Consider the following 24504-nt stretch of genomic DNA (forward strand, 5'->3'; position numbering starts at 1 on the left):
ACATCGCCGGGTAATAACAACAATGACCCCTAGCCTGTCTGAAACACCCGCGCTGTCACGGCGCGGATTGCTGAAAATCAGCCTTTGCGCCAGCGCCTTCCTGGCCACCGCAGGACTGGGCGCAAGCCTCAGCGGTTGCTCCGCCAGCACGCCCGCCAGCGGCTTCGCCATGCTGCGCAGCAATGACCTGCCGTTTTTGCGGGCGCTGATCCCGGTGATGCTTGAAGGCGCCGTGGCGGCGGACAAGATGCCCGCCGCCATCGACGGCACCCTGGCCAACCTGGACAACGCCCTCAATCACCTATCGCCGGAAATGTTCAAGCTCACCCAGCAGTTGTTCGATGTGCTGGGCATGGCGGTCACCCGCGGCCCGCTGACGGGGATCTGGGGCAGTTGGGAAAACGCCAGCGCCGAGGCCATCCGCAACTTCCTCAGCCGCTGGGAAAACAGCTTCCTGGCCCTGCTGCGCATGGGCCATGCCTCGTTGCTGCAACTGGTGATGATGGCCTGGTACACCCGCCCTGAGTCCTGGGCCCATTGCGGTTATCCCGGGCCACCGAAGGTCTGACCGGCTTTTGTAGCCGCCGCCATAGGCTGCGCGCGAGCGCTTAGGTTCGTGGGGCGATGGGGCAGCGGCTGGGGATCGTCAAGCAAGGCCCTGCGGGCCTTTTCGCAGCTTCGCAGGCTCAGCAGCGGCTACAGTGGATCCGCGCCGAGCCTTCAATAATAAGAGAGCGTCCGATATGCCTGTACCTGATCTGTTCCGCGAAGGCCTGAACCGTGGCTGGAAAACCTACAACGGCTCGCAGCTGGAGCAGGACCTGACCCTGGAAGCCGATGTCGCCATCATCGGCAGCGGCGCCGGTGGCGGCACCACCGCCGAAATCCTCAGCGCCGCCGGCTACAAGGTGCTGTTGATCGAGGAGGGCCCGCTCAAGACCAGCGACGACTTCAAGATGCTGGAGGACCAGGCCTACACCAGCCTCTATCAGGAAGGCATCGGGCGCATGAGCAAGGACGGCGCCATCACCATCCTCCAGGGCCGCGCCGTGGGCGGCACCACCCTGATCAACTGGACATCGAGCTTCCGCACTCCCGACCCGACCCTGGAACACTGGGCCAGGGAACACGGGGTGGTGGGCCACAGCTCGGCGGAGATGGCGCCCTGGTTCGAGAAAATGGAGCAGCGCCTGGGGGTGGCGCCCTGGGTCATGCCGCCCAACGCCAACAATGACGTGATCCGCAAGGGCTGCGAAGCCCTGGGCTACAGCTGGCACATGATTCCACGCAACGTCCGCGGCTGCTGGAACCTGGGCTATTGCGGCCTGGGCTGCCCCACCAATGCCAAGCAATCGATGCTGGTGACCACCATTCCGGCAACCCTGGAGAAAGGCGGCGAGCTGCTGTACCTGGCCCGGGCCGATCGCCTGCTGCTCAAGGGTGACCAGGTCAGTAGCCTGCAATGTGTAGCCATGGATGCCCGTTGCGTGGCGCCCACGGGACGAACCATCACCGTCAAGGCCAAGCATTACGTGCTGGCCGGTGGCGGCATCAACAGCCCCGCCCTGCTGCTGCGCTCCGATGCCCCGGACCCGCATTCGCGCCTGGGCAAACGCACCTTCTTGCACCTGGTGAACTTCTCCGCCGGCCAGTTCGACGAGGTGATCAACCCGTTCTACGGCGCGCCGCAATCGATCTACTCCGACCATTTCCAGTGGCAGGACGGCACCACCGGCAAAATGTCCTACAAACTCGAAGTACCGCCCCTGCAACCGGCCCTGGCCAGTACCCTGCTAGGCGGTTTCGGGCCGCAGAGCGGGTTGTCCATGGAGCAACTGCCCCACACCCACGCCATGCTGGCCCTGCTGCGGGACGGCTTCCACCCCGATAGCACCGGCGGCAACGTCGAGCTGCGTGGTGACGGCACCCCGGTGCTCGACTATCAGGTCTCGCCCTACGCCTGGGACGGCCTGCGCCGGGCTTTCCACAGCATGGCGGAGATCCAGTTCGCCGGCGGCGCCAAGGCGGTCAAGCCGCTGCACAGCGACGCCCGCTTCGCCAAGACCCTGAATGAAGTCCGCACCCAGATCGACGGCCTGGACCTGGCGCTGTACCGCACCCGCCTGGGCAGCGCCCACGTGATGGGTGGCTGCGCCATGGGCGAAGACCCGAAAAGCGCCGTGGCCGACAGCCTCGGGCGTCACCATCAATTGCGCAATCTGTCGATCCACGACGGTTCGCTGTTTCCCACCAGCATCGGTGCCAACCCACAGCTGTCGGTCTACGGCCTGACCGCACAACTGGCCACGGCCCTGGCGGAGCGCTTGAAAACGGCGTGAAAAAGCGGGGTATTTTCGTCGTCTATAGTGCTTTCTTCCCTAAAAGGCGACTTGGCCGACCGGGAAGGCTGCGATACCATCCGACTCCCCAACGGATTCCCGCCAGGACGACGCGATGAACCGAGTGTTGTACCCAGGTACCTTCGACCCTATTACCAAGGGCCACGGCGATCTGGTCGAGCGCGCCTCCCGGCTGTTCGACCACGTGATCATCGCCGTTGCCGCCAGCCCCAAGAAAAACCCGCTGTTCCCCCTGGAACAACGCGTGGAACTGGCGCAAGAGGTGACCAAGCACCTGCCCAACGTTGAAGTCGTCGGCTTCTCGACCCTGCTGGCGCACTTTGCCAAGGAGCAGAACGCCAATGTCTTTCTGCGGGGCCTGCGAGCGGTTTCGGACTTTGAATACGAGTTCCAGCTGGCCAACATGAACCGTCAACTGGCGCCGGACGTGGAAAGCCTGTTCCTGACGCCGTCGGAGCGCTACTCGTTCATTTCCTCGACGCTGGTTCGTGAAATTGCTGCCCTGGGTGGCGATATCACTAAGTTCGTGCACCCGGCGGTCGCCGATGCACTGACCCTGCGCTTCAAGAAATAAGCCGTGCGGCCCCGCAGAGGGGCCCTTGCCAGGCGTCAGCCATCGCGCCCGCGTGCACTGCGGGCGTCAATACGGCACAATTGCGCGCATTCGTTTTTACATGCCCGGGCCTGCCGCCCAGGCCGGAGTCCCCCATGTCCCTGATCATCACCGACGATTGCATCAACTGCGACGTCTGCGAACCCGAGTGCCCCAACGCGGCCATCTCTCAAGGCGAGGAGATCTACGTCATTGATCCGAACCTGTGCACCCAGTGCGTCGGCCACTACGACGAGCCGCAATGCCAACAGGTATGCCCGGTGGATTGCATTCCGCTGGACGAGGCGCGTCCGGAAACCGAAGAAGAGTTGATGGCCAAGTACCGGAAGATCACCGGCAAGGCTTGAGGAATTCAGCGGCCCTTCAGGGCATTTTCGCCGGCAAACCGGCTCCTACGGCGTTCGTAGGAGCCGGCTTGCCGGCGCAGCTTCTCAGCGCTGGCAACGTGGGCAATAGACGCTGGCCCGCTGGCCCAGCTTGATCTCCCGCAGCCCCGTGCCGCAGACCTTGCAGTGCTCCCCGCCACGTCCGTAGACGAACAGTTCCTGCTGGAAGTACCCAGGCTGGCCGTCGCCGCCGATAAAGTCGCGCAAGGTGGTGCCGCCCCGCTCGATGGCCGCCGCCAGGATGCGTTTGATCTCGATCGCCAGTTGCAGATAGCGGGCCCGGGAAATGCCCTTGGCTTCACGACGTGGATCGATGCCTGCGGCGAACAGTGCCTCGGTCGCATAGATATTGCCCACCCCCACTACCACCGCGTTGTCCATGATGAACGGTTTGACCGCCATGGAGCGTCCCCGGGATAGCTGGAACAGGCGCTCACCATCGAACAGGTCGGTCAGCGGCTCCGGCCCCAGGCGCGCCAGCAGCTCGTGGTTCAGCGGGTCCAGGCTCCAGAGCATGGCGCCAAACCGGCGCGGGTCGGTGTAGCGCAGGGCCAGGCCCGATTCCAGTTCGATATCCACATGTTCGTGCTTGGCCGCCGGCAGGCCGATTTCCACCAGGCGCAGATTGCCCGACATGCCCAGATGACTGATGAGGGTGCCGACCTCGGCATTGATCAGCAGGTACTTGGCCCGACGATCCACCTGGACGATGCGCTGCCCGGACAGGCGCACATCCAGATCCTCGGGGATCGGCCAGCGCAAACGCCGGTCACGGACGATGACCCGACTGACCTTCTGGCCTTCCAGGTGCGGTGCGATCCCGCGCCGGGTGGTTTCGACTTCAGGTAATTCAGGCATGTCCGCCCCTGGCACTCATTGCGAAATGAACAATCAGTGTGCGCCCAGCTCGCGCACGGTTTCCTTGAGGTTCTCGAAGTCGTAATCCGACAGACCGACGTAGTCGAGAATCAGATGGCCGATGCTGTTCCACTCGTGATCTTCCACCTGGTTGCCCAGCACCCGGTAGGACGCACAGATGTGCTCGGCCATTTTCAGGATCGCCAGCAGGTTCTTCAGCTGGCTGTTGCGCGAGGACTCGTCGCTGAAGATCGCCAGGGCGTTGTGGTGATTGGCGATGGCATTGGTCACATGCTCCGGCAAGCGCCAGGACTTGGCGGTGTAGTACCCCACCACTGCGTGGTTGGTGTTGAAGGCACGGTTTTCCGTATCCACCACCCGCTGCTCCGGCCCGGCACTGCCATAGGCCTCTTCCAGCACGCTCATGTAGTCGGGGAAACGCTTGAGCATCAGCGGCACGCCGCAGTCGTGGAACAGCCCCAGGGCGTAGGCTTCATCCACCGCCTGAGAGCCGGTGCGCTTGGCCAGGGTCAGACAGGTCATGGCCACATCCTGGGCGGTGTCCCAGAAGCGGTTGAGGGTGACGATGGTTTCATCGCTCATCTCGCCCTTGATCGACTGCGCGTTGATCAGGTTGATGATCGAGCGGCTGCCCAAGAGATTCACCGCGCGCTGGATCGAGGCAATCTTGTTGCTCAAGCCGTAATACGGCGAATTGACGATCTTCAGCAGCGCGCCGGACAGGCCCGGGTCCTGGGATATCAGCTTGGCAATCACTTCCAGGTCGGGGTCGGGCATGTACTGCTCCATCTGCAAATCCACCATGATTTGCGGTTGAGGCGGCACGCTGATGCCTTGCAGGGCCTGCTGAATCTGTTCGGCTGATAGCTCTTGGGACATAAGTACACACTCTGGCTGAGGCGGCGATTCTAACCTCTAACGAGCCAATGTTGGGCGAACGGACAGGAACTTTACCCTGCGCCTTTAGCCGCAGGTCCATTGGCCGTCGCTGAAGTTGCGCAGCAAGGTATAATCGCGCCCTTTTTTCCGGAGCGACGTCATGTCCCTGCCAAGCCTGCGCCTCAAAGCCAACGCCGATCGCCGCCTGCGCGCCGGCCACCTGTGGGTCTACAGCAACGAAATCGATGTAGCCGCCACCCCTCTGCACGGCTTCAAGGCAGGCGACCAGGCGGTACTGGAAGCCGCCGGCGGCAAGCCCCTGGGCGTCGTCGCCATGAGCCCGAACAACCTGATCTGCGCCCGCCTGCTGTCCCGGGACGCCAAGCTGGCCCTGGACAAGTCGCTGCTGGTGCACCGCCTGAACGTGGCCCTGTCCCTGCGCGAGCGCCTGTTCGACAAGCCGTTCTACCGCCTGGTCTACGGCGACTCCGACCTGCTGCCGGGCCTGGTGGTCGACCGTTTCGGTGACATCCTGGTGGTACAGATCGCCTCGGCGACCATGGAAACCCACAAGGACGACGTGATTGCCGCCCTGACCCAGGTGCTCAAGCCCAGCGGCATCCTGTTCAAGAACGATTCCGCCGCCCGTGACGCCGAAGGCCTGAACCGCTACGTGGAAACCGTGTTCGGCCTGGTGCCGGAGTGGGTTGCCCTGGAGGAGAACGGCGTCAAGTTCGAAGCCCCGGTGATCCAGGGCCAGAAAACCGGCTGGTTCTACGACCACCGCATGAACCGCGCCCGCCTGGCGCCGTACGCCAAGGGCAAGCGCGTGCTGGACCTGTACAGCTACATCGGCGGCTGGGGTGTGCAAGCCGCGGCGTTCGGCGCCAGTGAAGTGTTCTGCGTCGATGCCTCGGCCTTCGCCCTCGATGGCGTGGAGCGCAACGCCGCGCTGAACGGCTTCGCCGAGAAAATGACCTGCATCGAAGGCGACGTCTTCGAAGCCCTGAAAGAACTGAAAGCCAGTGAAGAGCGCTTCGACGTGATCGTTGCCGACCCACCCGCCTTCATCAAGCGCAAGAAAGACCTGAAGAACGGCGAAGGCGCCTACCGCCGCCTGAACGAGCAAGCCATGCGCCTGCTCAACAAGGACGGCATCCTGGTCAGCGCCTCGTGCTCGATGCACCTGCCCGAGGACGACCTGCAGAACATCCTGTTGACCAGCGCCCGTCACCTGGACCGCAATATCCAACTGCTGGAACGCGGCGGCCAGGGCCCGGATCACCCGGTGCACCCAGCCATCCCGGAAACCCGCTACATCAAGAGCATCACCTGCCGCCTGCTGCCCAACAGCTGAGCCCGGGCCGACGGCCCTTCCCACCCAGCGCGGGAAGGGCCATCGCCCTCGATTGACTTTGCACCGCCACGACTCGATTCTCGGCAGCTTCTCAAGGACCGAGAGCACCACACCATGGGCCACTCCCCGCCACCCCGAACAAGACCTCGGTAGTCATTCTGCTGCTGAGCGCTGCCGCCCTGGGCCTGAACAGCCTGGTCAATCGTCGCTATCAGGGCGCTTGCGTCTGAAGATCGCGCAGACGGCACAAATCCCTGAGGTACAGCAGGAAGGAAAACGCCAAGGGCGGGCCAGTGAAGTAGCGCAAGGACAAAAACCCGCTCTTGAAGGGGTCTAGATGGTGCTCGCGGGTCCAGAAATCGAACAACGCCTGCACCAGCCACGCAGCGCAAAGAGCCACCAACATCCAGGCTCCGTCACCCAACAGCCGTCGTTTAAAACCGTCACGTCCCGGCAGCCAGCTGGCGCTGAATAGCGTCATCAGCAGCAGGAACGCCACCACGCTGTAGATCACCCCGCGGGTAAAGGGCAACTCACTGCAGGCCTGCACCACGACCGCCGCCGCAAAGGCCAGCAACAGCGCGGCCTTCCAGGTGCGCCACTGGCGCCGCTGCCCGGCCAGCAGTTGCACGAAGCCGCCGCCCGTCAGCAGGGCCGCGCCCACCACGGCCATGGTGCTGCCGGGCCAGTCGCTATAGAGCACCAGCCACATCAGCATCAGCCCTTGCAGCAGGCCCGTGCCGAGGTAGAACCTCAGGGATCGCATGTTCGCGGACATTCCAGCTCCATTGGAAGGTGATCGAGGGGCGGCGAGTCTAAACCAGGAGCAGCCAGGCGGGCAGCCTCCCTCTCAGATCCTGGCAATCGCACGCCACAGAGCGGCCACGGCATTCCTTCCTGACGCCAGCGGTGTAGAATCGGCGAATTCATCGCCAGTCATCCCCCGGCGGGTTTATGAGCTCAGGCTGAGGCGCGCGGCGATCCCGCGGCGTCATCGGCAGCTTTCGGACACACGGCCATTTCTGAGTGTTCCCGAGGTCAATAGAAGCTCACTCCCCATTTGTTCCCTGATTAGCCGCCCGGAGTGCTCCATGCCTGATTACCGCTCGAAAACATCCACCCACGGCCGCAATATGGCCGGTGCTCGCGCCCTGTGGCGCGCCACGGGGATGAAAGATGACGACTTCAAGAAGCCGATCATCGCCATTGCCAACTCCTTCACCCAGTTCGTCCCGGGGCACGTGCACCTGAAGGACCTGGGTCAGCTGGTGGCCCGTGAGATCGAACGCGCCGGTGGCGTGGCCAAGGAATTCAACACCATCGCCGTGGACGACGGCATCGCCATGGGCCACGACGGCATGCTGTATTCCCTGCCGAGCCGCGAGATCATCGCCGACTCCGTGGAATACATGGTCAACGCCCACTGCGCCGACGCCATCGTCTGCATCTCCAACTGCGACAAGATCACCCCCGGCATGCTGATGGCCGCCCTGCGCCTGAACATCCCGGTGATCTTCGTCTCCGGCGGCCCGATGGAAGCCGGCAAGACCAAGCTCGCCAGCCACGGCCTGGACCTGGTGGACGCCATGGTCATCGCCGCCGACTCCAGCGCTTCTGACGAGAAGGTTGCCGAGTACGAGCGCAGCGCCTGCCCGACCTGCGGTTCGTGCTCCGGCATGTTCACCGCCAACTCCATGAACTGCCTGACCGAAGCTCTGGGCCTGGCCCTGCCCGGCAACGGTTCGACCCTGGCCACCCACAGCGACCGCGAAGAGTTGTTCCTGCGGGCCGGGCGCACCATCGTCGAGCTGTGCCAGCGTTACTACGGCGACAACGACGAGTCGGTGCTGCCGCGCAACATCGCCAACTTCAAGGCGTTCGAGAACGCCATGACCCTGGACATCGCCATGGGCGGTTCCACCAACACCATCCTGCACCTGCTGGCCGCCGCGCAGGAAGCCGAGATCGACTTCGACCTGCGGGACATCGATCGCCTCTCGCGCCACGTGCCGCAGCTGTGCAAAGTGGCGCCGAACATCCAGAAGTACCACATGGAAGACGTGCACCGCGCCGGCGGCATCTTCAGCATCCTCGGCGAACTGGCCCGTGGCGGCCTGCTGCACACCGACCTGCCCACCGTGCACAGCAAGACCCTGGCCGAGGGCATCGCCCAGTGGGACATCACCCAGACCAGCGACGAAGCCGTGCATCACTTCTTCAAGGCCGGCCCGGCGGGCATCCCGACCCAGACCGCCTTCAGCCAGTCGACCCGTTGGGACAGCCTGGATGACGACCGTGAAAACGGTTGCATCCGCAGCGTCGAACACGCCTATTCCAAAGAAGGTGGCCTGGCCGTGCTCTACGGCAACATTGCCCTGGACGGCTGCGTGGTGAAGACCGCCGGTGTCGACGAGTCGATCCACGTGTTCGAAGGCAACGCCAAGATCTTCGAAAGCCAGGACAGCGCCGTGCGCGGCATCCTCGCCGACGAAGTGAAAGAAGGCGACATCGTGATCATTCGTTACGAAGGTCCGAAAGGCGGCCCGGGCATGCAGGAAATGCTCTATCCGACCTCCTACCTGAAATCCAAGGGTCTGGGCAAAGCCTGCGCCCTGCTCACCGACGGCCGCTTCTCCGGCGGCACTTCGGGCCTGTCCATCGGCCACGCCTCGCCAGAAGCGGCAGCCGGCGGCGCCATCGGCCTGGTGCAGGACGGCGACAAGGTACTGATCGACATTCCCAACCGCTCGATCAACCTGTTGGTCAGCGATGAGGAACTGGCGGCGCGCCGCGTCGAACAGGACAAGAAAGGCTGGAAGCCAGTGGAAGCTCGCCCACGTAAAGTGACCACCGCGCTGAAGGCTTACGCCCTGCTGGCCACCAGCGCCGACAAGGGCGCGGTACGCAACAAGGCCATGCTCGACGGCCTGTGATCGTCGCCCGCAAATGAAAATGCCCCGCCAAGTGCGGGGCATTTTTTTGGCCTTGCATCGCCCTTGCGGGCGCCTTCGCTGGCAAGCCAGCTCCTACAGCAGCATTCGGGGTGCTGGTGGCGCCAGCATAGGAGCCGGTTCCGGGTTCTCAGGGCATGCGTTCGCCCAACTGCCCGCGCAGGAAGCGGTACAGGCCATCGGCACTCTTGCGATAGCCGTCGGCGGTCAGGTGCACCAGGTCGTTGCGCGCCAGGTCGCTGCCCTGCCATTTGCTGATGGAGCAATCCCCGCCCATGAACGCCTGCCAGTCCCAGAACAGCGTGCGACTGGTCTTCGCCACGTCCTTCTGGATCTGCACGATCTGCCGCAGCGGTTGCGGTTGGGAAGCCGCGCAGCTGCCGGCATTGCGGCGCTTGATGGAGTCCGGCGGCCCCACCAGCAGGATCACGGTCTTGGGCAGGTTCTTGCGCAGCAGCCTGACCTTTTCCTGCAACTGGCTGCGGTACAGCTGCAGATCCAGATCGTCATCGAAGGCTTCGTTGGTGCCATAGGCCAGCACCACCATGTCTGGGCGCAGGGCCTTGAGGGTTTCCAGCCAGCCGGGCTGCCACTTGTCCAGCACGTCCAGGCGCGCGCCATTGATGCCCAGGGAGGAGTAGATCACCCCGGCGCTCTTCTGCCCGAGGATGTTCCAGCCGCCCAGGGCCAGGCCCTGGTTGTTGGCCACGTTAAAGTCCAGCGGCAGGGTCAGGTTGTTGAACGGCGGGCTGAAGCGCCATTGGCCCCCGGTGGCGGCCAGCATGCGGCTGCTTTTGTTGAGGTTGTCCCGAGCAGTCAGGGTGCTGTTGCTGGACGCCTGGTACAGCGCGGAAATGCGGTACTGCTGGTTGCTCGGCTGGCGCTCGGCGATATGCACCCGCGCCCCCGGGGTCATCGGCAGCGACAGGTAACCGCCCAGGGGAAACTGGTTGCTCTGCTGGTTGCGCGCCGATACCAGGGACCACTGGCGCTTGGCAGCCCCGAGGATCACTCGCTCATAGCGGGTGCCGGGAACCGGTGTGGCCGCCACGAAACCAATGCCGCCATCGCCGTACTGCGCTTGCAGCAGACGGCGCATCTCGCCGCTGAACAGGTCGGCGGCGGTATGGGAGTCACCCAGTTGCACGATGTTGATGGGGGTGCGGTTGGAGGTGCTGAACTTGCGCGCCAGCAGTGCCAGGTTCGGGTCGGTGCCGGTGGTCACGACTTTCTTGGTTCCGCTCCCGGACCGGGCCAGGGCCGAGGCCGGAGTGGCCTGGACCTCGGTGGTCGGGCTGCAACTGCTCAGCAAGGTAATGCCCAGCAACAGCGCAATGCCTTGCAGTCGCCCCATATCAGTGCTCCGTCAATTGTTGACTGGGAAAGTTGATCAGCGAGATCACACGCTCAGCGATCAGCTTCTGCCCAGTGGTGGTGAAATGAATACCGTCGTCGACCCGGGTCTTGACCTTCTTGCCATCGCCGGTGGTGCGGTAATAGGAAAACTCGTCGTTCTGGTAGCCGAGAATCTCGTTGGCCGAGACGAAATGCTGCTGATAGCGCTCGATCTGGCTCTTGTACAGGTCGCTCAGGTAAGCCATGGCCGTAGACAGCTTGGGCTTCTCCATGTTCGGCGGACCGACCCAGATCACTTGCACATTGTGGGCCTGGGCGGTGTCGAGGATCGAATCGATGCGCTGGCGATAGGCTGCTTCCCAGTCCGGGGTCTTGAAACGCAGGAACGGTTTGCCCTTGACCACCGGCATGTCCCACGGATCGTTGGGACCGAGGAAGATCACCATCAGGCGGATGTTGGGGTTGCTGGCCAAGGTGCTCTCAACGGTCTTGGGCCAGTTGAAGAAGCTCGGGTAGGCAAGGCCAGTGCTCTGCTTGCTGAGGTTGAGGCTCTTGACGTTGTAGCGTTTGCGCAAGGTGTTGGCCATGTGCGGCGCCACGCCCTGCATCAAGGAATCACCGACGAAGAACACCTCATCCCCCGTGGCCAGGCTGGCCATCAGCGGCGCCGTGCGTCCCGACTCGACCTGAGGCGGATGGCTGACCACGGGAGCCACGGCCACTGGCTGCGGATGCACCGGGGGCGGGACAGGAGCCTGGGTGGCCGTATGGGTCGGTGCCGCGTGCGCAGCACTCAGCGGCGGGTGCTCGGGGGCCGGCGCAGCCGCGACCTTCGGCAACGGCGCAGGCTCTTCGTCCGCGGCTGCTTCAGCCTGGGCCACCAGGCTCAGGTCGGCGCTTGCGGCAAAGCTGCCGACAAAGGCCACCCGGGCATTTTCCAGGGCCTGGTTGAGCTGTGCGCCAAAGCGCCACTGCGGGTTCTGCGACAGCCCCGGGATCTCGCAGTCATCGTGGTACTTCTGCTGGCAGTAGAGACGGATCGACTGCTGGTTGAACCACACCAGTAACAGGCTGGTCACCACCAGGGCATAGAACACCTTGGCTGCGCTGCCGAGGCTGACCGATAAGGGCGAACGGTTAGAAACTGGCATAGATGAACCCCGGCACGCCCGACGGTGAGGCGAAGATGACTACGCAGATGAACAGCCCCAGCGGCACTGGATACAACAGCCATGGCAAGCCGGTGGCGGCGGCGAACAGGCGCTGCAGCAGCGCCACGATCCGTGGGTAGAAGGCGACGAACAACAGGCAGCCCAACAGGCTCAAGGCGCTGCTGGCCAGCCCGCTGAAGGACAGGCCGCCCAGGCCACTGAGCATGTCCATGGCGTCGGACAAGGTCGCGCAGCGGAAGAAGATCCAGGCAAAGGCCACGTAGTGGAAGGTCAGCAGGCGAGCCATCAGGTCCGAGCCGATCCAGCTCGGCCCCCGGGCCAGCAACGGACTGCACAGTTTGTACAGCGCCAGGCCAACGCCGTGCAGCGCGCCCCAGATAATGAAGTTGGCGCTGGCGCCGTGCCACAGGCCAGAGATCAGCATCGCCAGCAGCATGTTCAGGTTGCCACGCCACACCGGCCCCCGGTTGCCCCCCAGCGGGATGTACACGTAGTCACGGATAAAGGTCGACAGGCTGATGTGCCAGCGCCCCCAGAACTCCTTGAGGTTGCGCGCCGCATAGGGGTAGTTGAAGTTCAACGGCAGACGGAAGCCCAGCAACAGGGCGATACCGGTCACCAGATCGGTGTAGCCGCTGAAGTTGAAGTAGATCAGGAACGAATAGCCGTACACCGCCCGCAGGATCTGCTCGGCCGAGAAGGCCACCGGGCTGTCGAACACCGGGTCGACCCATTCATTGGCCAGCCACGAGCTGAGGAAGAACAGTTTGACCACCGCCACGGCGATCAGGCCCAGGGCCCGTTGCGGCTCCAGCACCTGACGCAACTGCGGCGGGTTGATCTGTTCCAGCATGGGGATCGCCCGGTTCACCGGACCGGCAATCAGGCTGGGGAAAAACGCCAGGTACAGCGCCAGGTCGAAGGGCGAACCCGGCGTCAGCTCTCGACGGTTGATCGACACCAGGTAGCTGACCGAGTGGAAGGCATAGAACGACAGCCCCACCGGCAACAGCACCTCCAGCAGTGGCAACGACACTTCCATACCGAACTGGGCGAAGGCGTTCTGCACTGTACTGGTGAAGAAGTCCTGGTACTTGAACAGGTAAAAGGCCCCGAGCACCAGCAGCAACATCAGGCCATTGACCCAGCCCCGCCCGGGGTAACGCTGGCTCAACAGGCCGAGCAGATACACCAGGGCCGTATAGCCCAGCAGGATGTAGAGGAAGTTCAGGCTGAAGCTGGCGAGGATCGCGTAGCTGGCGGCCAGTAGCAGGCCGTTCTGCAGGCGCAGGCTGAAGCCCAACCCCCAATAAAGAATGAAGAACAGGATGAAACAGAGGCCGAATTCGATCGAGAGATAGCTCACAACGTAGTCCATTACGTGCAGACGGGGACAAACCCGGCACAGGGAGAGCAGGCAGGAGGAGTGGAAACGGGCGCGATTATGGCAGAGGGGGTTTGGCAGTCACAAGTTGAAACATTCTCCGCCTATTGCGGACGCCGGCTCCGCACCGGACGACAGGCACCCCTTGCAGGAGCTGGCTTGCCAGCGAAAGCGTCCACAAGGGCGATGCCAGATCCAAGGACCTCTTCGCCGGCAAGCCGGCTCCTACGGATGAAAGCGGCTTGGCGGATCGGTTTACCGTAGGAGCTGGCTTGCCAGCGAAAGCGTCCGCGAGGACGGCGCCAGACCCAAAGGCCTGTTCGCCGGCAAGCCGGCTCCTACAGAGGGGCGGTGTAGAGGCAGGATTACTGGATGTCTTCGGGCTTGACGATTACCCAGTTCTTGTCCGCCGTCACCGGCAGCCCTTCCTTGGCCTGGGCCGCGGCGTGCTTGGCCATCATGCCGTTGAGCTGGGTCATGTACTTGTCCTTGCGGTTGATCCACAGGTGGATGCCGCCCTTGGCCACGTCCACATCATGGAACAGCATGTAGCCGTCGCTGGTCGGGGTGTCGCCACCTACCAGCACCGGTTTCTTCCACTCGTCGATGTAGGTCAGGATCGCCGCATGCTTGCCCGCCATCCAGGTGGCCGGGGTCCACAGGTAAGGCGTCAGTTCCAGGCCAAGGTTGGCTTTCTCGTCGTACTTGCCGTCGGTGATCTGCTTGCGCGCGGTGGTCAGGGCGCCGGTCTTGCGGTCCTTGAGCAGGGTGGTCACGCCAATCACGTTCTGCGGCTTGACGTTGTAGCCGTACTTGGGATCGGAGGCGACCATGCGCACCAGCTCTTCGGAGGCGGCGGTCATCACATAGACCTCGATGCCGTTCTCCATCAGTTTGTTGTACAGCTCGGTCTGCCCGGTGAAGACCTTGGGCGGGTTGACCTCGATGGTCTTGACCACGTCACCGTCGTAATAGGTGCTCGGCACCGGCTTGCCGGAGGCCATCAGCTCGTCGACGTAGCCCTTGAGTTCCTTGAGGGTGAAGCCGGAGAACACCTGCGCCACCCAGGGGTAGCAGACCATGTCGTCGATTTCACACAGGCGGTAGTAGTAGCTGAACAGACTTTCCTTGTGCTCGGCGGTGTCCTTGAACGGAATCAGTTTCAGCGACGGGTCGAGGCTCTCGCGGGTGATCAGCCCCTTGTTTTCCATGAAGGGCAGCAGGGACTCTTCCAGGTCGTAGCGGTAACTGGTGTTGTCCATGTCGAACACCGCGAAGTTACCCTTGTTGGCGTTGGCCGCGATCATCGCGTCCAGTTGCTTGGCCTGCTCCTGCGGCCAGTGCTTCAACTCGGTAGCGAAGGCCTGGCCGGCAAGGCCCAGGCAGAGTGCAACGGCTAGAAATTTCGGCGCGAACTTCATCTGCGGTTTCTCCCTGAGTGAAAGGTTCGACGCTAACAAATCCCTGTGACAGTTCCCGTCTCTACGCGACCGCTTGCGTCCCGAGAGCGCCAACCACATGCGCCTGAGCGTCAGCCGCTTATTCCAAAAACGACAGTTGCCATGCGATATCGTTATTAATTCAATAGATTTCAAGCTGTTAGGCTTGCCGGTTCGCAATCGCCCTGAGCCGCGATTGACACACGTCTTATCGGAGCCCCAATGAATCTGCCGCTGATCCTCAACCTGCTGGTGTTCCTGGCCCTGCTGCTGGGCCTGGCACAAACCCGCCACACCACCTGGAGCCTGGCCAAGAAGGTCCTGCTGGCCCTGGTGCTGGGCGTGGTCTTCGGCATCGCCCTGCACAGCCTCTACGGCGCCGGCCACCCGGTGCTCAAGGCCTCCATCAGCTGGTTCGACCTGGTGGGCAATGGCTACGTGCAGTTGCTGCAGATGATCGTGATCCCACTGGTGTTCGCCTCGATCCTCAGCGCCGTGGCCCGCCTGCACAACGCCTCGTCCCTGGGCAAGATCAGCTTCCTGACCATCGGCACCCTGCTGTTCACCACCGCCATCGCAGCGCTGGTGGGCATCGGCCTGACCAACCTGTTCGGCCTGACGGCCGAAGGGCTGGTGGCCGGCACCCAGGAAATGGCCCGCCTGCAAGTGATCCAGAGCGATTACGCCGGCAAGGTCGCCGACCTCAACGTGCCGCAGTTGCTGCTGTCGTTCATCCCGCAGAACCCTTTCGCCGACCTGGCCCGGGCCAAGCCGACCTCGATCATCAGCGTGGTGATCTTCGCCGCCTTCCTCGGTGTCGCGGCGCTGCAGCTGCTCAAGGATGATGCCGACAAAGGGCAGAAAGTGCTCAACGCCATCGACACCCTGCAAGCCTGGGTGATGCGCCTGGTGCGCCTGGTGATGAAGCTGACCCCGTACGGCGTGCTGGCGCTGATGACCAAGGTGGTGGCCGGTTCCAACCTGCAGGACATCATCAAGCTCGGCAGTTTCGTGGTGGTGTCCTACCTCGGCCTGGGCCTGATGTTCGTGGTCCACGGCCTGCTGGTGGCCCTGGCGGGGATCAACCCGCTGCGCTTCTTCCGCAAGATCTGGCCGGTGCTGACCTTCGCCTTCACTAGCCGCTCCAGCGCTGCGAGCATTCCCCTGAGCATCGAAGCCCAGACCCGGCGCCTGGGCATTCCCCAGTCCATCGCCAGCTTTGCCGCTTCGTTCGGCGCCACCATCGGCCAGAACGGCTGCGCCGGCCTGTACCCGGCCATGCTGGCGGTGATGGTTGCCCCCACCGTGGGCATCAACCCGCTGGACCCGCTGTGGATCGCCACCCTGGTGGCTATCGTGACCTTGAGTTCCGCGGGCGTGGCCGGCGTAGGCGGCGGCGCGACCTTCGCCGCACTGATCGTACTACCGGCCATGGGCTTGCCGGTGTCGTTGGTGGCGTTGCTGATTTCCGTGGAGCCGCTGATCGACATGGGCCGCACGGCGTTGAACGTCAGCGGTTCGATGACCGCCGGCGCCATCACCAGCCAAGTGATGCAGCAAACCGACAAGGCGTTGCTGGACGCCGATGAGCACGCGGAACTGGCTCAGGCTTGATTGACCTCTTCGCCGGCAAGCCACCCCCGACGAGGGACGACTTGCCGGCGAAGCGCTTAACGCTTCTCCCACACCTCGAAGCGGTACGCCGGCTTGTCCCCTTCCGGCGGATTCGGCACATCCGACACCAACTGCCATTGGTCCAGATCGAATGCTGGAAACCAGGCATCCCCTTCCGGGCTCAAGGCCACCCGCGTCAGATACAGACGATCGGCCTGCTCCAGGCCTTGGCTATAGAGCTGCGCGCCGCCTATCAGCATCAGCTCGTCGGCCCCCTGCTCCAGGGCCCACTCCTCGGCCCGGGCCACCGCGGCCGCCAATGACGGATAAACCTCGGCACCTTCGAGCACCAGATCGGTCTGACGACTGACCACGATATTCAACCGCCCCGGCAAGGGCCGGCCCAGGGAGTCCCAGGTCTTGCGCCCCATGATGATCGGCTTGCCCAGGGTCGTGGCCTTGAAGTATTTGAAATCCCCCGGCAAGTGCCAGGGCATGCTGTTGTCGACGCCGATCACGCGGTTTTCACCGAGGGCCGCGATCAGGCTGAGAGGGAGAGATTTTTTCATGCCGGCGAGGATACCAGAGGGCCCAAGCCTGGCAACTTCACCCGACCGCCGCTGCAGCAGTTATGCTCAGCGCACTTTAAAGCGATGGAATGACGCGTGACTGCACTGACTCCCCTGCAACGACTGTGGTTGACCGAAACCGTGCGCCTGCGCGAGGAGCACGCCGGGCCACTGGACGATCAGGAAGCCAACCGCCTGGCCCGCAACCAGGGCGGCGACCTGGCGACCCGCATCCAGACCCGTGCCCTGTGGCTGGCCCAGCGCGACGGTCTGCACAGCGCTTTGCTGCACTGGCTGCAAGGCGCACGCCTGGCCTTGCTGATGCTGGCAGTATTGGCGGTCCTCAGCGGTGCCGGCCTGGCCTTCAGCGCCCTGGGCAACACCCAGCAACCGGTCAATGTGTTCTGGGCCCTGGGCAGCCTGCTGGGCCTGAACCTGATCCTGCTGCTGAGCTGGCTGATCGGTCTGCTGTTCGCCGGCGAGCACAGCGCCAGCCTGGGCCGGCTGTGGCTATGGCTGAGTGAAAAGTTCTCCCGCGACGCCAAAGCCGCGCAGTTGCCACCGGCCCTGTTGCTGTTGCTGCAGCGGCGCAAGCTCAATCGCTGGGCCCTGGGCGCCCTGGTCAACGGCCTGTGGTGCCTGGCCCTGTTCAGCGCCGTGGTCATGCTGCTGTTGCTGCTGACCACCCACCGCTACAGCTTTGTCTGGGAAAGCACCCTGCTGGGCGCCGATGCCTTCGTGGCCATTACCAACACCTTGAGTGCCCTGCCCCGTGGCCTGGGCTTTGGCGCGCCGAGCTTGGCGAGCATCCAGGCCAGCACCCGGGACGTCTACAACACCGAGCTGGTCCGCCAATCCTGGGCCATCTGGCTGGTGGTGCTGGTGGTGATCTACGGCGTACTGCCACGCCTGGTGCTGATGCTGTTCTGCCGCTGGCGCTGGAAACACGGTCTGGCCCGCCTGCAACTGGACCTCAAGCTGCCGGGCTACAGCCAGTTGCGTGAACGCCTGATGCCCAGCAGCGAACGCCTTGGGGTCAACGATGCGGCACCCGAGCAACTGCATCGCGTCGAAGGCGGCGTCAGCGCCCAGGACAGCAGCGGCGCCTTGCTGGTGGCCATCGAGCTGGACGAGCAGCGCCCCTGGCCACCGCAACTGCCGGACAGCGTCAAGAATGCCGGCATCCTCGACAGCCGCGAGTCGCGCAACCGCCTGCTGGAACAGATGAGCCGCTTCCCCCCGGCGCGCCTGGTGATCGCCTGCGATCCGCGACGCTCGCCGGATCGCGGCAGCCTGGGACTGATCGCCGAACTGGCCCGCAGCGCCACGGCCACCCGGGTCTGGCTGCTGCAAGCTCCGCCCGGCCAGGCCCTGGATGCCGACCGCCTGGGCGATTGGCACACCGCCCTGCAGCAGCTGGAGCTGCCGTTCGCCGATTGCGCGCCCCTCAACTGGCTGGAGACCGGTCATGACTGATGCTCGCCAAAAGCCGCTGAAACTGGCGGTGGTCGGCCACACCAACGTCGGCAAGACCTCGCTGCTGCGCACCCTGACCCGGGACGTGGACTTTGGCGAAGTCTCCCACCGCCCCAGCACCACCCGGCATGTGGAGGGCGCCCGCCTGTCGGTGGATGGCCAGCCCCTGCTGGAGCTCTACGACACCCCGGGCCTGGAAGACGCCATCGCCCTACTGGACTATCTGGAGCGCCTGGAACGCCCGGGCGAGCGCCTGGACGGCCCGGCCCGGCTGGCACGCTTTCTCGACGGCAGCGAGGCTCGGCAACGCTTCGAGCAGGAAGCCAAGGTCCTGCGCCAGCTGCTGGCCTCGGACGCCGGGCTCTATGTGATCGACGCCCGGGAACCGGTGCTGGCCAAGTACCGGGATGAGCTGGAAGTGCTGAGCGGCTGCGGCAAGCCGCTGCTGCCGGTGCTGAACTTCGTCAGCAGCGCCGAGCAGCGTGAAGGCGATTGGCGCGAAGCCCTGGCCCGCCTGGGACTGCACGCCCTGGTGCGGTTCGACAGCGTGGCGCCACCGGAAGACGGCGAACGGCGCCTGTATGAAAGCCTGTCCCTGCTGCTGGAGCATGCGCGCCCGGCCTTGCAACGGCTGATCGACGACCAGCAGGCCCAACGCCTGGTGCGCCAGCAAAGTGCGGCGCGGCTGATTGCCGAACTGCTGGTGGACTGCGCCGCCTGCCGCCGCAGCGTAGCCAGCGACACTCAGCAGGAACAGCAAGCCATCAGCGAGTTGCGTCAGGCGATTCGCCAGCGTGAACAACGCTGCGTCGAAGCCCTGCTCAAGCTCTACGCTTTTCGCCCTCAGGACGCCTCGGCCAGCGATCTGCCGCTGCTGGGCGGGCGCTGGGGCGACGACCTGTTCAACCCGGAAACCCTTAAGCAACTGGGGGTGCGTGTCGGTGGTGGGATCGCCGCGGGCGCGGCGGCCGGGGCCGGCGTGGATCTGCTGGTGGGCGGCTTGACCCTGGGCGCCGCGGCGTTGGCCGGGGCCATTGCCGGCGGCGCGCTGCAGACCGCACGCAGTTATGGCAGTCGCCTGCTGGGCAAGCTCAAGGGCCAGCGCGAATTGACCGTGGACGACAGCGTGCTGCGGCTGTTGGCCCTGCGTCAGCGGCAGCTGGTGCAGGCGCTGAACCTGCGCGGGCACGCGGCCATGGACAGCATCCGCCTGGCCACGCCGGAGGATAAGAGCTGGCGCGAGGGCAAGTTGCCGCCAGCCTTGAGCAAGGCTCGGGCTCATCCGCAGTGGTCGTCGCTCAATCCCCATGCGCGCCTGAGCCAGGCCGAGCGCCAGGAGCAGATCGAGGCCCTGGCTCAACATCTGCTGTAGCCGCTGCCGAGCCCGCGAGGCTGCGCCAAGGGCCGCAGGACCTTCAACACTCCCAAAAGCGGCGCCTCCTGCGGAGCCGTTCGCAGCCTGCGGCAGCGGCTACAAAAACCAAGCCTGAACCACGATCAAAGCAGCGCCAAGGCCTTGTCCTTGAGGATCTGCAGGTCCATCACCGGCACCCACATTTCCTTAGCCTGCTCGTCCCAGTGACGCATGCGCAAGCTCAACGCACACAGCGGGTCGAGTTCAAAGGCCGCCGCCTCTGCCGCGCTCATCACCCCACCCTGATACGCCAGGGTGCGTCGGCTGGCCTCGCTCAGCCGCTGGTAGTACCCCGGCTCCTTGAACGTCAGGTAACGCTTGGCCTGGACGTGGTATTCCACCAGTCGTGCCAGGCGCTCGCTGAAGCCCGCCCGGCGCAGATAATCGGCCCCCAGGCGCTCATGGCTGACCACGCCAAAACCGCCCATGTTCTCGGCATCCTGCTGACAGATGTGCCCGATATCGTGGAAGAACGCCGCCAGCACCACTTCGTCGTCATAACCTTCCGCCAGGGCCAACTGCGCCGCCTGGGACATATGCTCGATCTGCGACACCGGCTCGCCGATGTAGTCGTCATCGCCAAAGCGCTCGTACAGGCCGAAAACCTCGTCAATCACTTGCTGGCGACTCATCACGCCTCCTCCAGTACCCGGACGATATTGCCCTCGGCCATGGCCGGACCGACGCTCATGCCGACCCCGGTGTGCATCAGCGCCACATGAACCCCGGGTGCCGCCTCCAGGAAGGAGAACGGCCTGGGCCCGCGAGCACCATAGACGCCCTGCCAGCGCTCCACCACCTGGACCTTGCAGCCCAGGGTCTGCTCGGCCAGCTCGATCAACCAGTTATCCACCTGTTCGCCATTGAAAGGCGACGGATCGCTGCCGTAATCATGGGAATCGCCGATGATCACCTCACCATAAGGGGTCGGGCTGATCAGCAAATGGATGCCGTGCTCATGCAGGTGTGGCGCTTCACGCAGGATCTGCGCCTGTACGGCGGCCGCTTCCGGCAGATCGGCAAAGGCGCCGTAATGCACGCAACTGAGCCCGGTGAGCAACGCATGTTGCAGGTTCAGGTTGACCTGGGGCCGGGCGCGAAGCATCTGCAAGCGGCAGATCTGCGGTTGCAAGGCGGCGATCTGCTCGGCCAGCAGGGTCTGATAATCGTGCCCCGAACACAGCACGATGCGTGGCGCGTGGAAGCGGCCAGCGGTGCTGTGCAGTTGCCCCGGCTCGATGTCACGCACCAGGGTCGAAAAGTGGAACTGCACCCCCAGGTCGCGACGCAGGTAGTCGATCAACAGCGGGATGGCTTCCCGGGAATACAGTTGCTGGTCGTCCAGACCGTGCAACGCCGCCCGGTGATGGCGGAATTGACCGCCGTACAGATCATTCAGCGCCGCGCCCTGAAGCAGCTCGACGCGGTAGCCGTGCTCGCGCGCGCGGCCGGCACAGAAGGCCTCCAGCAACTGCTCTTCGGCTTCGTTGCGGGCGAACAGGTAAGAACCGTTGCGCTTGAGTGGCAAGCCGGCCAGTTGCTGCCAGTCGGCCCAGATATCGCGGCTGGCACGGGCCAGCTCCAGCATGCGGCCCGGTGGCTGGCCGGTGACCAGGGCCTGGCCGAAGTTGCGCACCGAAGCCCCCAGGGGTGTGGCGCTGCGCTCGAAAACTCGCACCCGCAGACCGCGTTTGGCAGCCGCGTAGGCGTGGGACAGGCCGAGAATGCCGGCGCCGACGATCAGTAGATCGCTGTGATGGGTCATGAGTGGTGTCCTGGTGGGAAGCGCCTTCGCCGGCGAGCCGGCTTCTACAAACCCGGTAGAAGCGGCTGGCCGGCGAAAGCGATTGATCGGTTACTGCTTGGCAACCTTTTCCGACTTGCCGTCATAGCGCTTGCGCCATTCGGCGAGGATCTGGTCGCGGTTCTTCGAGGCCCAGGCAAAGTCATTCTTGATCAGGCGCTGCTCGTAGTCCGCTGGCAGTTCGGTCTGCGGCTTGGCGATACCCGGCTGGGCCAGGACAGCGAAGTTTTCCTTGTACAGCTCCATGGCTTCGGGGCTGGCGGAGAAGTCGGCGAGCTTCTTCGCCGCCTCTTCATGAGGGGTGCCCTTGATCACTGCCGTGGCTTCGATTTCCCAGCCCAGGCCTTCCTTGGGCAGGATGATGTCCAGCGGCGCGCCCTGGCGCTTGAGCTGCACGGCCGGGTACTCGAAGGAAATGCCGATCGGGAACTCGCCGGCGGCGGCCAGCTTGCACGGCTTGGAACCGGAGTGGACGTACTGGCCGATGTTCTGGTGCAGGTTGTCCATGTACTGCCAACCCTGTTTCTCGCCGAAGGTCTGCAGCCAGGCGCTGACGTCAAGGAAGCCGGTGCCCGAAGACGCCGGGTTGGGCATGACGATCTTGCCCTTGTACTCGGGCTTGGTCAGGTCCTGCCAGCTCACCGGCTTGGTCAGGCCCTGCTTCTCGGCCTCCACGGTGTTGAAACAGATGGTCGCGGCCCACACGTCCATGCCGACCCAGGCCGGTGGGTTGGCGGCGTCGCGGTAGTTCGGGCCGATCTTGCCCAGGTCCTTGGGCGCGTAGCTTTGCAGCATGCCCTGCTGATCGAGGATCGCCAGGCTGGACGCCGCCAGGCCCCAGACCGCGTCCGCTTGTGGCCGGGCTTTTTCCGCCAGCAGCTTGGCGGTGATGATCCCGGTGGAATCACGCACCCACTTGATCTCCACGTCCGGGTTGGCCTTTTCGAAGGCTTGCTTGTAGGACTTCAATTGCTCGGCTTCAAGGGCCGTGTAGACCGTCAGTTCGGTTTTCGCAGCAAAGGCGTTCAGGCTGACAGCAGAGAGGACGGCAGCGGCAAGAGCCAGGGGCTTGAACATGGTGCGGTTCCTTAGTGAGTGCAGATCAGAGGGTGAGTGAGCAGGAAATCAGTGGCCCGGGGCGCTTTGCCGCCAGGCCTGGGAGCGGCGCAACAGCCCGCGGGAAGCCCCGGCCAGCAGCAGCGAGACGCCGGCCGAGGTGAACAGGATCAGGGTCGACATCGCCGCAGCGCCGCCCACATTGCCGGCGTCGTCCATGTTCAGCACGGCCACGGCGGCGAGGATGGTGTCGGGGCTGTAGAGAAAGATCGCTGCCGACACCGTGGTCATGGCCGAGACGAACAGGTAGCGCACGATGTCCAGCAACGCCGGCAGGCAGATCGGTACGGTAACCCGCAGGTAGTGCCGGTACAGCGGCGCCTTGAGCGACAGCGCGGCGGCCTCAAACTCGGCATCCAGCTGACGCAGGGCGGTGGTGGCAGTCATCTGCGCGGTGGTCAGGTAGTGGGCGATGGTGCACACCACCAGCAGGGCCATGCTGCCGTAGAACACATGCAGCGGATTGCCGTTGAGGTTGAAGAAGAACACGTAGCCCAGGCCCAGCACCAAACCGGGCACCGCCATCGGCACGAAGCTGAGCATGCGCAACGCCAGGTTCAGGCCACGCTGGCCGCTGGTTTTCTCCATCAGGTAGGCCCCCGTGAAGATCACCACACTGCCGATCAACGCTGTGCACAGGGCCATGGTCAGGCTGTTGCGGTAGGCCAGCCAGCCGCCACCGGCGGTGTCGTTGAACTGGTAGTGGTTCAGCGACAGCGACAGGTTGTAGGGCCAGAACTTCACCAGGGAGGAATACACCGCCATGCCGAACACCAGCAGCAAGGTCGCGCAGATCAGCAGCACGATGGCCAGGTAGCAACCATCGCGCAGCCGCGACGGCGCCGGTTTGAACACCTGGGCACGACCGCTCATGGAGTCGCCATGACGACGGCGCAACCAGGCATCGACGCCGAAGCTGAACAACGCCGGCAGCAGCAACACCATGCCGATCAAGGCGCCGCGGCCGAACTGCTGCTGGCCCACCACCGCCTTGTAGGCCTCCAGGGCCAATACCTGATAGTCGCCGCCCACCACCACCGGCACGCCGAAGTCGGTGATGGTCAGGGTGAACACCAGGCAGAACGCGGCGAACACCGCTTGCCGGGTGGCCGGCCAGGTGATGCTGCGAAAGGCCTTGGCGGGACTGGCGCCCATGCTCGATGCGGCATCGAACAGCCGCGCATCCGCCAGGGACAGGGCCGAGAGCAGGATCATCAGGGCATGGGGAAAGGTGTAGATGACTTCGCCGAGGACGATGCCCCAGAAGCCGTAGATGTTCTCGGCGAACAGGCCACGCAGCATCCCCTGGTTGCCGAACAGATAGACCAGGGCAATGCCCGGCAGCATCGACGGCGCCATCAGCGGCAACAGTGAAAGACCACGCCACAAGCCCTTGCCGGGAATCAGCGTGCGTTGCAGCGCGTAGGCGAACAGATAAGCCAGGGGCACCACGATGGCGGCCACGCTGAGGGAGACTTTCAGGCTGTTGCCCAGCAACCAGTGGAAGTTGTCGCTGGCCACCAGTTCACGGGCCGCCAGCCAGCCACCGCCCTGCCCGGCCTCGGCGCTGAAACCGCGCCAGAAGATCGCCAACAGGGGCAACAGCACCGCTACACCCAGCAGGAGCAGAAGCAGAACCTTGCCGCCGACGACAAAGATACGGTCGCCGATCTCGGCACGAGAAGCCTGGCGCGCCCGCTTGGCAGGTAGCGGCAGGGACATTGGCACGCTCATC

At 64.2% G+C, this 24504-nt stretch carries 21 protein-coding genes; 9 read left to right on the top strand and 12 right to left on the bottom strand.

Annotated elements, in window-relative coordinates; genetic code table 11:
* Positions 1–22 precede the first annotated feature (22 nt).
* The 4 genes from PFZ56_RS03790 to PFZ56_RS03805 all read left to right on the top strand — a co-directional run bounded on the left by PFZ56_RS03790 (position 23) and on the right by PFZ56_RS03805 (position 3320).
* Positions 23–568, top strand: coding sequence for a twin-arginine translocation pathway signal protein (locus tag PFZ56_RS03790; protein ID WP_102862100.1), 546 nt, complete (start codon positions 23–25; stop codon positions 566–568).
* Between the two features lie 175 nt (positions 569–743).
* Positions 744–2339 (top strand): GMC family oxidoreductase, encoded by a 1596-nt coding sequence (locus tag PFZ56_RS03795; protein WP_170001795.1) that lies wholly within the window; start codon positions 744–746, stop codon positions 2337–2339.
* 115 nt (positions 2340–2454) lie between these two features.
* Positions 2455–2934: a pantetheine-phosphate adenylyltransferase gene (gene coaD, locus PFZ56_RS03800; protein ID WP_003195136.1), complete on the top strand. Its 480-nt coding sequence runs from the start codon at positions 2455–2457 to the stop codon at positions 2932–2934.
* 134 nt (positions 2935–3068) lie between these two features.
* Positions 3069–3320 carry a YfhL family 4Fe-4S dicluster ferredoxin gene (locus PFZ56_RS03805; RefSeq protein WP_011064042.1) on the top strand — a complete coding sequence of 84 codons (252 nt, stop codon included), beginning with the start codon at positions 3069–3071 and terminating at the stop codon, positions 3318–3320.
* 84 nt (positions 3321–3404) lie between these two features.
* Here PFZ56_RS03805 and mutM read toward each other — a convergent pair whose 3' ends face one another.
* A complete protein-coding gene (mutM, locus tag PFZ56_RS03810) occupies positions 3405–4217 on the bottom strand; it encodes a bifunctional DNA-formamidopyrimidine glycosylase/DNA-(apurinic or apyrimidinic site) lyase (RefSeq protein ID WP_102862102.1) in 813 nt (270 codons plus the stop codon).
* Between the two features lie 33 nt (positions 4218–4250).
* Complete coding sequence (locus tag PFZ56_RS03815) at positions 4251–5063, bottom strand: HDOD domain-containing protein (protein WP_162884160.1); 813 nt, start codon at positions 5061–5063, stop codon at positions 4251–4253.
* Positions 5064–5277: 214 nt separating this feature from the next.
* Here PFZ56_RS03815 and PFZ56_RS03820 point away from each other — a divergent pair, with 214 nt between their 5' ends.
* Entirely contained in the window at positions 5278–6474 is a 1197-nt protein-coding gene (locus tag PFZ56_RS03820; RefSeq protein WP_102862104.1) for a class I SAM-dependent rRNA methyltransferase, read from the top strand.
* 211 nt (positions 6475–6685) lie between these two features.
* Here PFZ56_RS03820 and PFZ56_RS03825 read toward each other — a convergent pair whose 3' ends face one another.
* The gene (locus PFZ56_RS03825) at positions 6686–7252 is read right to left on the bottom strand and encodes a hypothetical protein (RefSeq protein ID WP_102881184.1); all 567 of its coding nucleotides are present in this window, start codon (positions 7250–7252) and stop codon (positions 6686–6688) included.
* A 313-nt stretch (positions 7253–7565) separates the two neighbouring features.
* On the opposite strand from PFZ56_RS03825, the gene ilvD reads away from it, so the two are divergent.
* Complete coding sequence (ilvD, locus tag PFZ56_RS03830) at positions 7566–9407, top strand: dihydroxy-acid dehydratase (RefSeq protein WP_102881185.1); 1842 nt, start codon at positions 7566–7568, stop codon at positions 9405–9407.
* Positions 9408–9555: 148 nt separating this feature from the next.
* Here ilvD and PFZ56_RS03835 read toward each other — a convergent pair whose 3' ends face one another.
* The 4 genes from PFZ56_RS03835 to PFZ56_RS03850 all read right to left on the bottom strand — a co-directional run bounded on the left by PFZ56_RS03835 (position 9556) and on the right by PFZ56_RS03850 (position 14758).
* Complete coding sequence (locus PFZ56_RS03835) at positions 9556–10779, bottom strand: SGNH/GDSL hydrolase family protein (RefSeq protein WP_170001793.1); 1224 nt, start codon at positions 10777–10779, stop codon at positions 9556–9558.
* Between the two features lies 1 nt (position 10780).
* On the bottom strand, positions 10781–11932 hold the full coding sequence (locus PFZ56_RS03840; RefSeq protein ID WP_170001791.1) for an SGNH family hydrolase: 1152 nt from the start codon (positions 11930–11932) through the stop codon (positions 10781–10783).
* Positions 11919–13319, bottom strand: a complete 1401-nt coding sequence (locus tag PFZ56_RS03845; RefSeq protein WP_240322051.1) for an MBOAT family protein — start codon at positions 13317–13319, stop codon at positions 11919–11921. The genes PFZ56_RS03840 and PFZ56_RS03845 overlap by 14 nt, the downstream gene beginning before the upstream one ends.
* 383 nt (positions 13320–13702) lie before the next feature.
* On the bottom strand, positions 13703–14758 hold the full coding sequence (locus PFZ56_RS03850; RefSeq protein WP_110594309.1) for a haloacid dehalogenase-like hydrolase: 1056 nt from the start codon (positions 14756–14758) through the stop codon (positions 13703–13705).
* 240 nt (positions 14759–14998) lie between these two features.
* Here PFZ56_RS03850 and PFZ56_RS03855 point away from each other — a divergent pair, with 240 nt between their 5' ends.
* The gene (locus PFZ56_RS03855) at positions 14999–16390 is read left to right on the top strand and encodes an L-cystine transporter (RefSeq protein WP_102881188.1); all 1392 of its coding nucleotides are present in this window, start codon (positions 14999–15001) and stop codon (positions 16388–16390) included.
* 56 nt (positions 16391–16446) lie between these two features.
* On the opposite strand, the gene PFZ56_RS03860 is transcribed toward PFZ56_RS03855, so the two are convergent.
* Positions 16447–16959, bottom strand: a complete 513-nt coding sequence (locus tag PFZ56_RS03860; RefSeq protein WP_110594308.1) for a dihydrofolate reductase — start codon at positions 16957–16959, stop codon at positions 16447–16449.
* 96 nt (positions 16960–17055) lie between these two features.
* On the opposite strand from PFZ56_RS03860, the gene PFZ56_RS03865 reads away from it, so the two are divergent.
* Together PFZ56_RS03865 and PFZ56_RS03870 are read left to right on the top strand one after the other, a co-directional pair.
* Positions 17056–18435, top strand: a complete 1380-nt coding sequence (locus tag PFZ56_RS03865; RefSeq protein ID WP_170001789.1) for a DUF2868 domain-containing protein — start codon at positions 17056–17058, stop codon at positions 18433–18435.
* Positions 18428–19807 (top strand): GTPase/DUF3482 domain-containing protein, encoded by a 1380-nt coding sequence (locus PFZ56_RS03870; protein WP_170001787.1) that lies wholly within the window; start codon positions 18428–18430, stop codon positions 19805–19807. Before PFZ56_RS03865 ends, PFZ56_RS03870 begins: the two co-directional genes overlap by 8 nt.
* Before the next feature lie 125 nt (positions 19808–19932).
* On the opposite strand, the gene PFZ56_RS03875 is transcribed toward PFZ56_RS03870, so the two are convergent.
* The 4 genes from PFZ56_RS03875 to PFZ56_RS03890 all read right to left on the bottom strand — a co-directional run bounded on the left by PFZ56_RS03875 (position 19933) and on the right by PFZ56_RS03890 (position 24503).
* Positions 19933–20481: a phosphonate degradation HD-domain oxygenase gene (locus PFZ56_RS03875; protein ID WP_102881192.1), complete on the bottom strand. Its 549-nt coding sequence runs from the start codon at positions 20479–20481 to the stop codon at positions 19933–19935.
* Positions 20481–21614 carry a TIGR03364 family FAD-dependent oxidoreductase gene (locus PFZ56_RS03880; protein ID WP_170001785.1) on the bottom strand — a complete coding sequence of 378 codons (1134 nt, stop codon included), beginning with the start codon at positions 21612–21614 and terminating at the stop codon, positions 20481–20483. The genes PFZ56_RS03875 and PFZ56_RS03880 overlap by 1 nt, the downstream gene beginning before the upstream one ends.
* A 90-nt stretch (positions 21615–21704) precedes the next feature.
* Entirely contained in the window at positions 21705–22730 is a 1026-nt protein-coding gene (locus PFZ56_RS03885; protein WP_170001783.1) for a putative 2-aminoethylphosphonate ABC transporter substrate-binding protein, read from the bottom strand.
* Between the two features lie 48 nt (positions 22731–22778).
* Entirely contained in the window at positions 22779–24503 is a 1725-nt protein-coding gene (locus PFZ56_RS03890) for a putative 2-aminoethylphosphonate ABC transporter permease subunit (protein WP_102881195.1), read from the bottom strand.
* Between the last annotated feature and the right edge of the window lies 1 nt (position 24504).

It is taken from the genome of Pseudomonas danubii (genome assembly GCF_042980055.1).
GTDB lineage: Bacteria > Pseudomonadota > Gammaproteobacteria > Pseudomonadales > Pseudomonadaceae > Aquipseudomonas > Aquipseudomonas danubii.

Excerpts from the sequence above, each read along its gene's own strand:
- PFZ56_RS03795 (WP_170001795.1), top strand. The coding sequence starts at position 744 with ATGCCTGTACCTGATCTGTTCCGCGAAGGCCTGAACCGTGGCTGGAAA.
- PFZ56_RS03855 (WP_102881188.1), top strand. The coding sequence starts at position 14,999 with ATGAATCTGCCGCTGATCCTCAACCTGCTGGTGTTCCTGGCCCTGCTG.
- PFZ56_RS03885 (WP_170001783.1), bottom strand. The coding sequence starts at position 22,730 with ATGTTCAAGCCCCTGGCTCTTGCCGCTGCCGTCCTCTCTGCTGTCAGC.
- PFZ56_RS03880 (WP_170001785.1), bottom strand. The coding sequence starts at position 21,614 with ATGACCCATCACAGCGATCTACTGATCGTCGGCGCCGGCATTCTCGGC.
- PFZ56_RS03850 (WP_110594309.1), bottom strand. The coding sequence starts at position 14,758 with ATGAAGTTCGCGCCGAAATTTCTAGCCGTTGCACTCTGCCTGGGCCTT.
- PFZ56_RS03875 (WP_102881192.1), bottom strand. The coding sequence starts at position 20,481 with ATGAGTCGCCAGCAAGTGATTGACGAGGTTTTCGGCCTGTACGAGCGC.
- PFZ56_RS03860 (WP_110594308.1), bottom strand. The coding sequence starts at position 16,959 with ATGAAAAAATCTCTCCCTCTCAGCCTGATCGCGGCCCTCGGTGAAAAC.
- PFZ56_RS03805 (WP_011064042.1), top strand. The coding sequence starts at position 3,069 with ATGTCCCTGATCATCACCGACGATTGCATCAACTGCGACGTCTGCGAA.
- PFZ56_RS03840 (WP_170001791.1), bottom strand. The coding sequence starts at position 11,932 with ATGCCAGTTTCTAACCGTTCGCCCTTATCGGTCAGCCTCGGCAGCGCA.
- coaD (WP_003195136.1), top strand. The coding sequence starts at position 2,455 with ATGAACCGAGTGTTGTACCCAGGTACCTTCGACCCTATTACCAAGGGC.
- PFZ56_RS03870 (WP_170001787.1), top strand. The coding sequence starts at position 18,428 with ATGACTGATGCTCGCCAAAAGCCGCTGAAACTGGCGGTGGTCGGCCAC.
- PFZ56_RS03835 (WP_170001793.1), bottom strand. The coding sequence starts at position 10,779 with ATGGGGCGACTGCAAGGCATTGCGCTGTTGCTGGGCATTACCTTGCTG.
- PFZ56_RS03790 (WP_102862100.1), top strand. The coding sequence starts at position 23 with ATGACCCCTAGCCTGTCTGAAACACCCGCGCTGTCACGGCGCGGATTG.
- ilvD (WP_102881185.1), top strand. The coding sequence starts at position 7,566 with ATGCCTGATTACCGCTCGAAAACATCCACCCACGGCCGCAATATGGCC.
- PFZ56_RS03825 (WP_102881184.1), bottom strand. The coding sequence starts at position 7,252 with ATGTCCGCGAACATGCGATCCCTGAGGTTCTACCTCGGCACGGGCCTG.
- mutM (WP_102862102.1), bottom strand. The coding sequence starts at position 4,217 with ATGCCTGAATTACCTGAAGTCGAAACCACCCGGCGCGGGATCGCACCG.
- PFZ56_RS03890 (WP_102881195.1), bottom strand. The coding sequence starts at position 24,503 with ATGAGCGTGCCAATGTCCCTGCCGCTACCTGCCAAGCGGGCGCGCCAG.
- PFZ56_RS03820 (WP_102862104.1), top strand. The coding sequence starts at position 5,278 with ATGTCCCTGCCAAGCCTGCGCCTCAAAGCCAACGCCGATCGCCGCCTG.